Annotated in this window: 13 protein-coding genes; 8 read left to right on the top strand and 5 right to left on the bottom strand. The window is 64.9% G+C overall.

The features are described from left to right. Positions 1 to 74: 74 nt before the first annotated feature. Genes N1032_RS16635 through rpmH form a run of 5 tightly spaced genes read right to left on the bottom strand, consistent with a single transcriptional unit; the run spans position 75 to position 2,495 of the window. Positions 75 to 710, bottom strand: coding sequence for a Jag family protein (locus N1032_RS16635; protein ID WP_259540302.1), 636 nt, complete (start codon positions 708 to 710; stop codon positions 75 to 77). After that, a complete protein-coding gene (gene yidC / locus N1032_RS16630) occupies positions 707 to 1,675 on the bottom strand; it encodes a membrane protein insertase YidC (protein WP_407933048.1) in 969 nt (322 codons plus the stop codon). The genes N1032_RS16635 and yidC overlap by 4 nt, the downstream gene beginning before the upstream one ends. 8 nt (positions 1,676 to 1,683) lie before the next feature. After that, on the bottom strand, positions 1,684 to 1,992 hold the full coding sequence (gene yidD / locus N1032_RS16625; protein WP_259540301.1) for a membrane protein insertion efficiency factor YidD: 309 nt from the start codon (positions 1,990 to 1,992) through the stop codon (positions 1,684 to 1,686). Continuing rightward, the gene (gene rnpA, locus N1032_RS16620) at positions 1,989 to 2,327 is read right to left on the bottom strand and encodes a ribonuclease P protein component (protein ID WP_259540300.1); all 339 of its coding nucleotides are present in this window, start codon (positions 2,325 to 2,327) and stop codon (positions 1,989 to 1,991) included. Before rnpA ends, yidD begins: the two co-directional genes overlap by 4 nt. A gap of 30 nt (positions 2,328 to 2,357) precedes the next feature. Next, a complete protein-coding gene (rpmH, locus tag N1032_RS16615) occupies positions 2,358 to 2,495 on the bottom strand; it encodes a 50S ribosomal protein L34 (RefSeq protein ID WP_055810406.1) in 138 nt (45 codons plus the stop codon). A gap of 242 nt (positions 2,496 to 2,737) precedes the next feature. On the opposite strand from rpmH, the gene dnaA reads away from it, so the two are divergent. The 8 genes from dnaA (at position 2,738) to N1032_RS16575 (ending at position 13,583) form a co-directional block, all read left to right on the top strand. Continuing rightward, positions 2,738 to 4,303 carry a chromosomal replication initiator protein DnaA gene (gene dnaA / locus N1032_RS16610; protein ID WP_407933047.1) on the top strand — a complete coding sequence of 522 codons (1,566 nt, stop codon included), beginning with the start codon at positions 2,738 to 2,740 and terminating at the stop codon, positions 4,301 to 4,303. Between the two features lie 358 nt (positions 4,304 to 4,661). Continuing rightward, on the top strand, positions 4,662 to 5,807 hold the full coding sequence (gene dnaN / locus N1032_RS16605) for a DNA polymerase III subunit beta (protein WP_259540298.1): 1,146 nt from the start codon (positions 4,662 to 4,664) through the stop codon (positions 5,805 to 5,807). A 56-nt stretch (positions 5,808 to 5,863) separates the two neighbouring features. Next, positions 5,864 to 6,751, top strand: coding sequence for a phosphogluconate dehydrogenase (NAD(+)-dependent, decarboxylating) (gnd, locus tag N1032_RS16600; RefSeq protein WP_259540297.1), 888 nt, complete (start codon positions 5,864 to 5,866; stop codon positions 6,749 to 6,751). A 19-nt stretch (positions 6,752 to 6,770) separates the two neighbouring features. Then, the gene (recF, locus tag N1032_RS16595; RefSeq protein WP_259540295.1) at positions 6,771 to 7,952 is read left to right on the top strand and encodes a DNA replication/repair protein RecF; all 1,182 of its coding nucleotides are present in this window, start codon (positions 6,771 to 6,773) and stop codon (positions 7,950 to 7,952) included. Beyond that, positions 7,945 to 8,433 (top strand): DUF721 domain-containing protein, encoded by a 489-nt coding sequence (locus tag N1032_RS16590; RefSeq protein WP_259540294.1) that lies wholly within the window; start codon positions 7,945 to 7,947, stop codon positions 8,431 to 8,433. The genes recF and N1032_RS16590 overlap by 8 nt, the downstream gene beginning before the upstream one ends. Before the next feature lie 136 nt (positions 8,434 to 8,569). After that, positions 8,570 to 10,543 carry a DNA topoisomerase (ATP-hydrolyzing) subunit B gene (gene gyrB / locus N1032_RS16585; RefSeq protein WP_259540293.1) on the top strand — a complete coding sequence of 658 codons (1,974 nt, stop codon included), beginning with the start codon at positions 8,570 to 8,572 and terminating at the stop codon, positions 10,541 to 10,543. A 78-nt stretch (positions 10,544 to 10,621) separates the two neighbouring features. Further along, positions 10,622 to 13,183 carry a DNA gyrase subunit A gene (gyrA, locus tag N1032_RS16580; protein ID WP_259540292.1) on the top strand — a complete coding sequence of 854 codons (2,562 nt, stop codon included), beginning with the start codon at positions 10,622 to 10,624 and terminating at the stop codon, positions 13,181 to 13,183. Further along, positions 13,176 to 13,583: a DUF3566 domain-containing protein gene (locus N1032_RS16575; RefSeq protein ID WP_259540291.1), complete on the top strand. Its 408-nt coding sequence runs from the start codon at positions 13,176 to 13,178 to the stop codon at positions 13,581 to 13,583. The genes gyrA and N1032_RS16575 overlap by 8 nt, the downstream gene beginning before the upstream one ends. Positions 13,584 to 13,644: the final 61 nt, after the last annotated feature.

Genomic DNA, 13,644 nt, shown 5'->3' with positions numbered 1-13,644 from the left:
GGTCTCGCTCGCCGAAGACGAGTCGGGCCGAACCGCCGAGGCCTCGTGGTCGTCGCTCAATGTTTCACGTGAAACTACGCGGGGGAGACCACGGTGTGACGGTCGCGGCCTTCGCCCTCGGACTCCGACGCGAACCCGCGCGACGCGACGATGTCGTGCACGAGCTTGCGCTCGTAGGACGACATCGGCTCGAGGTGCGCCGACGACGACCCGGCCTCGATCTGCGCGATGGCGCCATCGACGAGCTTCTCGAGCTCACGCTGGCGCTGCTCACGACTGCCGCCCACGTCGAGGATCAGTCGCGAGAACTCACCGGTGCTGGTCTGCACGGCAAGCCGGGTCAACTCCTGCAGGGCCGCCACCGTGTCGGGGCGGGAAAGGATGCGCAGGTTACTCTCGCCCGAGGCGTTCACGGAGATGTAGGCGCGGCCGTCGGTCACCTCGATGTCGATGTCACCGTCGAGATCGCAGATGTCGAGCAGCTCTTCGATGTAGTCGGCCGCGACGTCGCCCTCGTCGTCGAGACGTGTCTGGGCGGCATCCGTCACCGGCGAATCCGTCGACTCAGCTGCATTCGACTCAGCAGCATTCGAGGCAGCGGCATTCGACTCACCGGCACCCACCGAAGCTGCACCCGACTCAGCCACACCGGCTTCAGCGCCGACCGACTCGACGTCGACCGACTCGGTGGTCTCGGTCACATCACTCATTTCTTGTCCCCCTGCTTCTTGGCCCGGTTCTTGTTCACGGGCTGCTGGCGCTGTGTCGTCTTCGGTACTTCGGGAATGGACTCGATGGCCGGGGCGCCCTTGGTGGGCTCCAGCTTGCCCTTCTTGGCCAGACGGGCCTCGCGGGCCTTGGCTGCCTCACTGCCCGGCGTCGGCATGTTGCGGATGACCAGGAACTGCTGACCCATGGTCCAGAGGTTCGAGGTGAGCCAGTAGAACATGACACCGAGGGGGAAGGCCACACCCGAGAACACGAACACCAGCGGAAGGATGTAGAGCAGGATGCGCTGCTGCTTGAACATGGGGCTGTTCTTGGCTTCGGGCGACTGGTTCTTGGCCATGATCTGCAGCTGCGTGTAGAACTGCGACGCCGTCATCAGCACGACCATGAGGCCGGCGATGAGCATGACCTGCCAGGGGCCGCCCGCGTTCCAGGCGCCGATGAAGGTGTCGTGCAGGGGAGCGACGCCGAACAGCGTCGCGTCGCCGAACTGCTTGCCGAGCTCCGCGTTCAGCGGGCCGACGCCGGCCAAGCCCTTCTGGGCGTTGTTGAGCACCGAGAACAGGCTGAAGAAGATGGGCATCTGCAGCAGCAAGGGCAGACAGGACGCGAGCGGGTTGGTGCCGGTGCGCCGGTAGAGCTCCATCGTCTCGCGCGACATCGCCTCGCGCGAGAACTGGTCTTTCTTGCCCTTGTACTTGTCTTGAATTTTCTTCAGTTGTGGCGCGACCTCGAGCATCTTGCGCTGACTCTTGATCTGACGCACGAAGATCGGGATGAGCGCGGCACGCACCACGAGCACGAGGCCCACGATCGAGAGCACCCAGGTCAGACCCGCGGCGGGGTCGAGACCGATGAAGGTCCACAGGTAGTGCCAGGCGACGAGGATCAACTCGACGACCCACTTGATGGGCCAGAGGATCGTGTCGAGGAACGGAATTTCCATGGGTGAGGTTAGCCCTTTCCGTGGCTAGCTACGACGAAGCCGAATGGCGTCAGCTGGTATTTGGGGCGACGCACGGGCGGCACGTCATCGACGCCGCCTTTCGCCCAGGGATGGCACCGGGCGATGCGATAGACACCCATCGCCGAACCGACCACCACTCCACGCTGCTGGATGGCTTGAAGCGTGTAAGAAGAGCACGAGGGGTAATAGCGGCAGACATCCCCATATAGAGGAGAGATCACCGCTCGATAACCTCGGAGCAGGAGCACCGCCAGATTGCGGGGGAGCAGCACGATCGCGGTCACCACCGACTTCATGCGAGCACTGATCCTTTTCTGAGAGAACGCGAAAGTTCTTCGAAGAGTACGCCGTAAGGCTGAGACCCAGCTTCAGGCAGAGCCCGCACGACCACCTCGGTGCCCGGAGCCACCTGCGGAAGAAGGGCGAAGCTCGCCGCCTTGAGCCGGCGGCGCACCCGATTGCGCACCACGGCGATGCCGACCGACTTCGCCACTATGAACCCGAAACGCGCATCCGACGAATCGGATGCGCGAATGTAGGTGACCGTGTTCGGCCCGACGAATTTCACACCCCGTCGCACCGTGCCGCGATAGTCGCGGCCGTGCGTGATGCGATTGACTCTGGCCAGCACCGCGATCGTCAGATCGGCGTCAGGCGCGAATCACGCAGAGAGCTCGGTGCGGCCCTTGCGGCGACGAGCCGAAAGGATCGAACGGCCCGCACGCGTGCGCATGCGCAGACGGAAGCCGTGAACCTTCGCACGGCGGCGGTTGTTCGGCTGGAAAGTTCTCTTGCTCATAATGATCTCCGGTGTCCGGCAGGCAATCCAAGGAAAGAATCCAAGAACGGCCCATCGTGAAGTAAGGGGTGTGGCGGAACCCACACAAGTCAACTGATTAAAACTACGGCCTGAAAGCGCTCTGGTCAAACCGGATCAGCACAAAGGATCCATTATCCACAGGCTGTGGACAATATCTGTGTATGACACGCGTACAGTCAATACAGCGAACTTGCCCTGCAGCATGGCAGTCACTAGCTTAGGTGCCTACAGTTACTAACAGGCCGGCGGGGGCGCACAGAAACGGCTCTGGGTCGAATCATCGAGTTCGGCAACGCAATTCACGTTCGACAGGAGTTCCATTGGCTGACGGTGCCGGTTCAACGGAGGACAACTGGCGGACCGTGCTCCAGGTGCTCTCCACCGACGAGCGGATCACACCGCAGCTGAAGGGTTTTCTCGGTCTCGTGGTACCGAAGGGCATCCTCGGCGGCTCCTTCTATCTCGAGGTGCCGAACGACTTCACCCGCGACATGCTCGAGCAGCGCGTGCGGCCCTCCCTTCTCTCCGCCCTCGGCACTCTCGACCCCCAGCTCGATGTCAGCAGCTTCTCGGTCGTGGTCAATCCCGACATCGACGGCTACGAGACCGTGACCGTGGCCGATCACCAGCCGGCGGGCGCCGAATCGACCGGCGGCGGAGGAGGAGGCGGAGCGCCGAGCGCGAGCTACGTCGAGTCGGTCGCCCCTCCGGTGCAGGAGACCGTGGGCCCGCTGCGCAACAACGACACCCGCCTGAACCCCAAGTACAGCTTCGACAACTTCGTCATCGGCGGCTCGAACCGCTTCGCCCACGCCGCGGCGGTCGCGGTGGCCGAGGCGCCGGCGAAGGCCTACAACCCCCTCTTCATCTACGGCGACTCGGGGCTCGGCAAGACCCACCTGCTGCACGCCATCGGCCACTACGCCATCTCCCTCTATCCCGGGGTGCGCGTGCGCTACGTGAGCTCCGAGGAGTTCACCAACGACTTCATCAACTCGATCGCCAACAACCGCGGCGCCGCCTTCCACAGCCGCTACCGCGACATCGACCTGTTGCTGATCGACGACATCCAGTTCCTGCAGGGAAAGGCCGAGACGCAAGAGGCCTTCTTCCACACCTTCAACACCCTGCACGACCACAACAAGCAGGTCGTCATCACCTCCGACCTGCCGCCGAAGCACCTGACCGGCTTCGAAGACCGGATGCGCACCCGCTTCGAGTGGGGCCTGATCACCGATGTGCAGACGCCCGACCTCGAGACCCGCATCGCCATCCTGCGCAAGAAGGCACAGAGCGAGCGGCTGCGGGTGCCCGACGACATCCTCGAGTTCATGGCCACCAAGGTCTCGAGCAACGTGCGCGAGCTCGAGGGCACGCTCATCCGCGTCACCGCCTTCGCGAGCCTCAACCGCACGCCGGTCGACATGGCCCTCGTGCAGACCGTGCTGAAAGACCTGATCACCCTCGACGACGACAACATCATCGCGCCGGTCGACATCATCAACCACACGGCCGAGTACTTCAAGCTCTCGGTCGACGACCTCTACGGCTCGAGCCGCTCCCAGGCCATCGCCACCGCCCGCCAGATCGCCATGTACCTCTGCCGCGAGATGACGAGTCTCTCGCTGCCGAAGATCGGCCAGCTGTTCGGCGGTCGCGACCACACCACGGTGATGTACGCAAACAACAAGATCGGCAAGCTGATGACCGAGAAGCGGTCGATCTACAACCAGGTCACCGAGATCTCGAACCGCATCAAGCACAATCAGCGCTACAAGAGCGCGTGACGCGTCGAGTTTCCACACATTGTGAAAAGGTTGTGGATAACCGCGTCCACGATGTTGATCAGTCACCTCGACGTGTGGATTCGTTCAGATCGGGTTCAGCCACCGGATGCCCGAACCGACAGCCGTTACACACGAGTTCTACAACTCACACGCGTGTAGTTCAGCATCGCGTCGCGGTATTAACAGGGTTATCCACATATCCACAGGCGTTAAGACCATTAAGGATTAACTCTTCAATGAAAATGACATCCCACAACCTTTCGAGGTGTGGATCATCCGGACTCGCCCGATCGACGAGACGCCCGCAGCAGATAACATGGACGGGCCCAGGGTCTCTAATGCCGACAGAGGTGACTTCGTGAAGTTCCAAGTAAACCGAGACGTCTTCAGCGAAGCAGTGTCGTTCGCCGTGAAGCTCTTGCCGCAGCGCACCACGCTCCCGATCCTGAGCGGCGTGCTGATCGAAGCGACGGATGACGGGCTGACGCTGTCGTCGTTCGACTACGAGGTCTCTGCACAGACGCAGATCGCCGCGGATGTCGAGGAGCCCGGCGTCATCCTGGTCTCGGGCCGCTTGCTGTCGGACATCGCGAGCCGGCTGCCGAACGCGCCGGTGAACTTCTCGACCGAAGACTCGCGCATCATCGTCAGCTGCGGCTCGGCGCGGTTCACCCTGCTGAGCATGCCGGTCGAGGAATACCCGACCCTGCCGCAGGTGGGCAAGGAGTCGGGCCTGCTGCCGGCCGACCAGTTCGCCGCCGCGGTGTCGCAGGTGGCCGTGGCCGCCTCGCGCGACGACGTCACCCCCGTCATCACGGGCGTGCAGCTCGAAGTCACCGAGAACAGCATCTCGCTCGTGGCCACCGACCGCTATCGCGTGGCCGTGCGCAACATCGACTGGGATTCGAACGACTCGGGCCTGCAGACAGCGACCGCCCTGGTTCCCGCCCGCACGCTGCAGGAGGTCGGCAAGACCTTCGGCAACGCCGGCACCATCTCGGTGGCCATCACCAACAGCGACGACCGCGAGCTGATCGCGTTCAAGGCCGATCGCAAGACCGTCACCACCCTGCTGATCAAGGGCAACTTCCCGCCCGTGAAGCGCTTGTTCCCCGAGACGGTCGACAACTACGCGGTCATCAACACCGCCGACCTGATCGAGGCCACCAAGCGTGTCTCGCTGGTTCTCGAGCGCGAAGCGGCGCTCCGGTTCACCTTCACGATCGACGGGGTCACGCTCGAGGCCATCGGCTCCGAGCAGGCCCAGGCCTCCGAGTCGATCGACGCCCTGCTCACCGGCCAAGACACGGTCGTCTCGCTGAAGCCGCAGTTCCTGCTCGACGGGCTCGGAGCCGTGCACTCCGAATTCGTGCGCATCTCGTTCACGAAGACCGACAACCCCAACAAGCCGGGGCCGGTGCTCATCACGAGCCAGTCGTCGAAAGACCAGCCCGGTTCCGACGACTACAAATACCTGCTGCAGCCCAACCTGCTGCTTCGCTAGGCCGGCCCGGGTCATCCTCCCGGTCGCACCCCAGTCACTCATTCAAGGAGACGGTCATGAACATTGGACTCATCGGTCTGGGCAAGATGGGCAACAACATGCGCGCCCGCTTGCAGAAAGCCGGGATCGATGTCGTGGGTTACGACACCAACCCCGCGGTGAGCGATGTTCCCGACCTGGCCGCTCTGGCCGCCGCGCTGCCGGCTCCCCGCATCGTCTGGATCATGGTGCCGGCCGGCGCCATCACCGACAGCGTCGTGCACGACCTCTCCGAGGTCCTCACCGAGGGCGACCTCATCATCGACGGCGGCAACTCCAAGTTCACCGAAGACTTCAAGCACTCCGAGTTGCTCGTGCCCAAGGGCATCGAATTCATGGATGCCGGCGTCTCCGGTGGGGTCTGGGGCCTCGAGAACGGCTACGGCCTCATGGTCGGCGGCACCGCCGAGAACGTCGAGCGCGCGATGCCGGTCTTCGACGCGCTGCGCCCCGAGGGCCCCCGCGACGAGGGCTTCGTGCACGTCGGCGAGGTCGGTGCGGGCCACTACGCCAAGATGGTGCACAACGGCATCGAGTACGGCATGATGCAGGCCTACGCCGAGGGCTACGAGCTGCTCGACGCCCGCAACGACATCATCAAAGACGTCACCGGCACCTTCAAGGCCTGGCAGCGCGGCACCGTCGTGCGTTCGTGGTTGCTCGACCTGTTGGTGCGCGCTCTCGAGGCCGACCCCGAGTTCAAAGACATCGCGGGCTACGTCGAAGACTCCGGCGAAGGCCGCTGGACGCTCGAAGAGGCCATCGAGCACGCGGTGCCGATGCCGGCGATCAGCGCGGCGATCTTCGCGCGGTTCGTGTCGCGCCAAGACGACTCGCCCTCGATGAAGGCCGTCGCCGCCCTGCGCAACCAGTTCGGCGGCCACGCGGTCAAAGAGCTCGACTGACGGCCTTCATCGCACAGGCGTGCTAGTCCGGCACCTCAGTCTCACCGACTTCCGCAACTACAAGACCGCCGAAGTCACGCTCGAGCGCGGCCCCAACCTCTTCGTGGGCAGCAACGGGCAGGGAAAGACGAACCTGGTGGAGGCCCTGGGGTATCTCAGCACCCTCGGGTCCCACCGGGTGTCGAACGACCAGGCGCTCATCCGCGGCGCCGAGGATTCCGCCATCGTGCGGGCTCGCCTCGAGCACGACGGCCGGGAACTCCTCGTGGAACTGCAGCTGAACCGCTCCGGCGCCAACCGCGCCCAGGTCAATCGCGCGGCCATCAAACCCCGCGAACTGCCGCGTTACATCTCGACGGTGTTGTTCGCCCCCGAAGACCTGGCCCTCATCAGAGGAGAGCCCTCCACGCGGCGCCGGTTCATCGACGCGCTCCTGGGGGCGAAGTCGCCGCGTCTGCTGGGAGTGTTCGCCGACTACGACCGGGTGCTCAGGCAACGCAACGCGCTTCTCAAGTCGGCCCGCGCATCCGGATTGAAGGATGCGACGCTGCCGACGCTCGAACTCTGGAACGAACGGCTGGTGGAGCTGGGCGCCGAGATCATGTTCGAGCGCATCGGCATCGTCGACGCGCTGGGCCCGTTCGTGCGTGAGGCCTATCAGGCGGTGGCCGGTTCCGACCAGGAACCCACTCTCGACGTGGTGCTCAGCATCCTGTCCGATCACCCCGAGGCCGACTCCGACGTGGGCGGCCCCGAGACGACGGAGGTGCCGGCCGACCGGCTGAGCCGCGAGGGGCTGGCCGACGCCTTCCGCGCCGCCCTCGAGAAGGTGCGCCGCGCCGAGCGCGATCGGGGCATCACGCTCTGCGGTCCGCATCGCGATGACATCCTGTTCCGGCTCAACGACCTGCCGGCCAAGGGCTACGCCAGCCACGGTGAGTCGTGGTCGTTCGCGCTCGCACTGAAACTCGCCTGCGCCGAGCTGCTGCGCGCCGATTCGGTGACCGGAGACCCCATCGTCATCCTCGACGACGTGTTCGCCGAACTCGACCAGCGCCGTCGGGGCCGGCTCGCCGACGCCGTGAAGGACTACGAGCAGGTGCTCATCACCGCCGCCGTCTTCGACGACGTGCCCGAAGAGCTCACCGCCCATACCGTGCGCATCTCGGCCGGCACTATCGTGGACGCATCCGATGACTGAATCGCAGAACGTCTACCTGCGCCTCAAGGCCGCGTTCGGGGATCCGACCTCCCGCGCCGCGAAATGGCGCGCACGCAAGACCCGCGACCGAGGGGGCGACGACGCGAGCGTTCCCTACGGCGTCGGTCGCGACCCCCATGGCCTCGGCGACATCATGTCGTCGCTCTCGACCGAACTCGGCTGGACGTCGTCGCTCGCGAAGTCCGACCTGCTGCTGGCGTGGAGCGAGATCGCGGGCCCGGAGACCGCCGAGCACAGCCGGCCGATCGGCATCACCGACGCCGTTCTCACCGTGCAGTGCGATTCCACGGCCTGGGCGACGCAGCTGCGCCACATGCGCGTGCTGATCATGACGACCATCGCCCAGCGCTACCCGGAAGCCGGCATCGAGTCGATCCGCTTCGAAGCGCCCCATGCCCCATCCTGGAAACGGGGCTCCAGATCGATTCCAGGGCGGGGCCCTCGCGACACCTACGGTTAACAGGGCAAATGTGGTCATCCGGTCGTAAATAATCGCTCACAGCGGCATATGGCGGCCGTTTCCCACCCTTCGTTTGATAGAATTAAGGGTCGTCTTGCCCGGCCGTTGGGCACGACACTGAGGAGCCCATTTCTATATGTCTGAATCGGACAAGGTCCACCCTGACAACGAGTACGGCGCGGACCAGATCCAGGTTCTTGAAGGTCTCGAAGCGGTGCGGAAGCGCCCCGGCATGTACATCGGTTCCACGGGCCCCAGAGGTCTGCACCACCTTGTGTACGAGATCGTCGACAACTCCGTCGACGAGGCGCTCGCGGGCTACGCCACCCACATCGAGGTCGTCATGCGCAAAGACGGTGGCATCACCGTCACCGACAACGGCCGAGGAATCCCGGTCGACATGCACCCGACCGAGAAGAAGTCGACGGTCGAGGTCGTTCTGACCGTGCTGCACGCCGGCGGCAAGTTCGGCGGCGGCGGGTACGCCGTGTCGGGTGGCCTGCACGGCGTGGGCAGCTCCGTGGTCAACGCCCTCAGCCGCGAACTCGACGTCGAGGTGCGCCGGCAGGGCAACGTCTACCGGCAGAGCTACCGCATCGGCGTTCCGCAGGCGCCGCTCGAGATGGGCGAGTCGACCACCGAGACCGGAACCCGCACCACCTTCTGGCCCGACGGCGACATCTTCGAGACCACCGAGTTCGACTTCGAGACGCTCCGCGCGCGGTTCCAGCAGATGGCCTTCCTCAACAAGGGCCTCAGCATCACGCTCACCGACGAGCGCGGTGGCGAAGACGGCGACGGCGACGACGTGGTGGTGACCTACCTCTACCAGAACGGCCTGAAGGACTACGTCGAATACCTCAACCGGTCGAAGAAGGCCGAGCTGGTGAACGACGAGATCATCTCGTTCGAGCAGGAGGACACCGAGCGCCGCATCGCCCTCGAGGTCGCGATGCAGTGGACCACCGGTTACACCGAGAGCGTGCACACCTACGCCAACACGATCAACACCCACGAGGGCGGCACCCACGAAGAGGGCTTCCGCGCCGCGCTCACGACACTGGTCAACAAGTACGCGCGCGAGAAGAACATCATCAAGGAGAAAGACGACAACCTCTCGGGCGACGACGTGCGCGAGGGTCTCACCGCGGTGATCTCGATCAAGCTCGCCGAACCGCAGTTCGAGGGCCAGACCAAGACGAAGCTCGGCAACACCGAGGCGAAGTCGTTCGTGCAGCGAGTGGTCAGCACCGAGCTCACCGACTGGTTCGACCGCAACCCCGTGCAGGCGCGCGACATCATCCGCAAGGCGATCCAGGCATCCCAGGCCCGGCTCGCCGCCCGCAAGGCACGCGAGCAGACCCGCCGCAAGGGGCTGCTCGAGGGCGGCGGCATGCCCGGCAAGCTCAAGGACTGCTCGAGCCGCGACCCCGCGCGCAGCGAGATCTTCATCGTGGAGGGCGACTCGGCCGGCGGTTCCGCCATCCAGGGCCGCAACCCCGAGACCCAGGCCATCCTTCCGCTGCGCGGCAAGATCCTCAACGTCGAGAAGGCGCGGCTCGACCGCGCGCTCGGCAACAACGAGGTGCAGGCGATGATCACGGCGTTCGGCGCCGGCATCGGCGAAGACTTCAACGCCGACAAGGCGCGCTATCACAAGATCGTGCTGATGGCGGATGCCGACGTCGACGGCCAGCACATCACGACCCTGCTGCTCACCCTCGTGTTCCGCTACATGCGGCCGCTGATCGAGCTGGGCTACGTCTACCTCGCGATGCCGCCGCTCTACCGTCTGAAGTGGACCAACGCGCCCCACGAATACGTCTACTCCGACGCCGAGCGCGATGCGCTGCTGATCGACGGCCAAGCCGCCGGCAAGCGCATCCCGAAAGAGAACGGCATCCAGCGCTACAAGGGCCTCGGCGAGATGGACTACCGCGAGCTGTGGGACACCACGATGGACCCCGACACCCGCACCCTGCGCCAGATCACGCTCGACGACGCGGCGGCGGCCGACGAGATCTTCTCCACCCTGATGGGCGAAGACGTCGAGTCGCGGCGCAACTTCATCCAGAAGAACGCGAAAGACGTTCGCTTCCTCGACATCTGATTCGCCCGAGACGGATGCCGCGGCATCCGTTTCTCTTCATGACCACGCGAACCACGACCACGCGAAATTGAGACCTCAATGACAGACGAATCCACTCCGGAGTTCGCTCAGGCGCCCGACGCGTTCGGAGCGACCACCGATCGCATCGAGCAGGTCGACCTGCAGCTCGAGATGCAGCGCTCCTACCTCGACTACGCGATGAGCGTCATCGTCGGGCGAGCGCTGCCCGACGTGCGCGACGGCCTGAAGCCGGTGCACCGCCGCGTGATCTACGCGATGTACGACGGCGGTTACCGCCCCGATCGCGCGTTCTCGAAGTCGGCGCGTGTCGTCGGCGAAGTGATGGGGCAGTTCCACCCGCACGGTGACGCCTCGATCTACGACACCCTCGTGCGCCTCATCCAGCCCTGGAGCCTGCGCTACCCGCTCGCCCTAGGGCAGGGCAACTTCGGGTCGCCGGGCAACGACGGCGCCGCGGCCCCGCGATACACCGAGACGAAGATGGCCCCGCTCGCACTCGAGATGGTGCGCGACATCCAGGAAGAGACCGTCGACTTCCAGGACAACTACGACGGCCGCACCCTCGAGCCGGTCGTGCTGCCCTCGCGGTTCCCCAACCTGCTGGTCAACGGCTCGGTGGGCATCGCGGTCGGCATGGCCACGAACATCCCGCCGCACAACCTGCGCGAGGTGGCCGCCGGCGCGATCTGGTATCTCGAGAACCCCGACGCGACCCGGGAAGAACTGCTCGAGGCGCTGATCCAGCGCATCAAGGGCCCCGACTTCCCGACCGGCGCGCAGATCCTCGGCGTCAAGGGCATCCACGACGCCTACCGCACCGGCCGCGGCTCCATCACGATGCGGGCCGTGGTCAGCGTCGAGGAGCTGCAGGGGCGCACCTGCCTCGTGGTCACCGAGCTGCCCTACCAGGTGAACCCCGACAACCTGGCGATCAAGATCGCCGACCTGGTGAAAGACGGCAAGCTCGCCGGCATCGCCGACATCCGCGACGAGACCTCGGGCCGCACCGGCCAGCGACTCGTCATCGTGCTGAAGCGCGACGCGGTGGCCAAGGTGGTGCTCAACAACCTCTACAAGCACACGTCGCTGCAGGAGAACTTCGGCGCCAACATGCTGGCGATCGTCGACGGCATCCCGCGCACCCTGCCGCTCGACGGCTTCATCAGCGAATGGGTCGCCCACCAGATCACGGTCATCGTGCGGCGAACCCAGTTCCGTCTGCGCGAGGCCGAGGCCCGCATGCACATCCTGCGCGCCTACCTCAAGGCGCTGGAGGCCCTCGACGAGGTCATCGCGCTCATCCGCCGGTCGCCGACCGTCGAAGAGGCCCGCGACGGCCTGATCGACCTGCTGTCGATCGACGAGCTGCAGGCGCGCGCCATCCTCGAGCTGCAGCTGCGCCGCCTGGCGGCGCTCGAGCGGCAGAAGATCCAGGAGGAGTCGGATGCGCTGCAGCTGAAGATCGACGAATACAACGTCATCCTGGCCAGCCCGGCGCGCCAGCGCGAGATCATCGTCGAAGAGCTCACCGAGATCGTCGACAAGTTCGGCGACGACCGTCGCACCGAGATCATGTTCGGCTTCGACGGCGACATGAACGTCGAAGACCTCATTCCCGAAGAGGAGATGGTGGTCACCGTCACGCGCGGCGGCTACGTCAAGCGCACGCGCAGCGACAACTACCGCAGCCAGCACCGAGGCGGCAAGGGCGTGAAGGGCGCGCAGCTGCGGGCCGACGACGTCGTGGAGCACTTCTTCGTCACCACGACGCACCACTGGCTGCTGTTCTTCACGAACACCGGGCGGGTCTATCGCGCCAAGGCCTATGAGCTGCAGGAAGCCGGGCGTGACGCCAAGGGCCAGCACGTCGCGAACCTCCTGGCACTCGCTCCCGAGGAGCAGATCACCCAGATCCTCGACATCCGCGACTACCAGGCAGCGAAATATCTCGTGCTCGCCACCAAGGGCGGCCTGCTGAAGAAGACGGCGCTGACCGAGTACGACACCAACCGTTCCGGCGGCATCATCGCCATCAACCTGCGTGACGACGACGAGCTCGTCTCGGCGCTGCTGGTCGAAGACGATTCCGACGTGCTGCTGGTGTCGAAGAAGGGCATGTCGATCCGCTTCACGGCGAACGACGAGACCCTGCGACCGATGGGTCGGGCGACATCCGGAGTCATCGGCATGAAGTTCCGGGGTGGCGACGAGCTGCAGGGCGCGTCGGTCGTCTCCGACGAGGGATTCGTCTTCATCGTCACCGAGGGTGGCTACGCGAAGCGCACATCGGTCGACCAGTACCGGCTGCAGGGGCGCGGCGGCCTGGGCATCAAGGTGGCCAAGCTGCAGGATGCGCGAGGCGATCTGATCGGCTCGCTCATCGTGGGCGAGGACGACGAGGTGCTTGTGGTTCTTGCCAGCGGCAAGGTGGTACGCTCTGCCGTGGCCGAAGTACCGGCCAAGGGACGCGACACGATGGGCGTGGTCTTCGCCCGCTTCGCGGATGACGACCGTATCATCGCGGTGGCCAAGAACTCCGAACGCAACCTCGAGTCGGAGCTCGAAGAAAGCGCAGACGACGAGACTGCGCCTGGAGAGGATGTAACGACGGATGAGTAATCTTGGCGACAAATTCGCGAAGAAAACGGCAAGAGTCGCCACGACGAAGCAGGTGCGTCTGAAGCTGGTCTACATCGACTTCTGGTCGGTGCTGAAGATCTCCTTCCTTCTGGCGATCATCCTCGGCATCATCACGATCGTCGCCAGCTTTCTGATCTGGTCGGTGCTCAACCAGACCGGTGTGTTCGACAAGGTCAACGTGCTGCTGCAGGACATCGCGGGCGCCGGCAACTTCGACCTGTTCGACTTCGCGTCGCTGCCGCAGGTGATGGGCTTCTCGGTCGTCGTCGCGGTGCTCAACGTGATCGTCATCACGGCGCTCGGAGCCATCTGGGCGGCGCTGTACAACCTGGCGGTGCGCATCACCGGAGGCGTGATGCTGGGCTTCACCAACAAGTAGTGCTGCTCGTCGCTCCGGCGATTCGCAGAACAGACCATCGGTAGGGTAATCTCGACTCTGG

It is taken from the genome of Herbiconiux daphne (assembly GCF_024979295.1).
Classification (GTDB): Bacteria; Actinomycetota; Actinomycetes; order Actinomycetales; family Microbacteriaceae; genus Herbiconiux; species Herbiconiux daphnes.
Note: the sequence above shows the minus strand (reverse complement) of the source record. Positions and strands in the feature narration are given on the sequence as shown.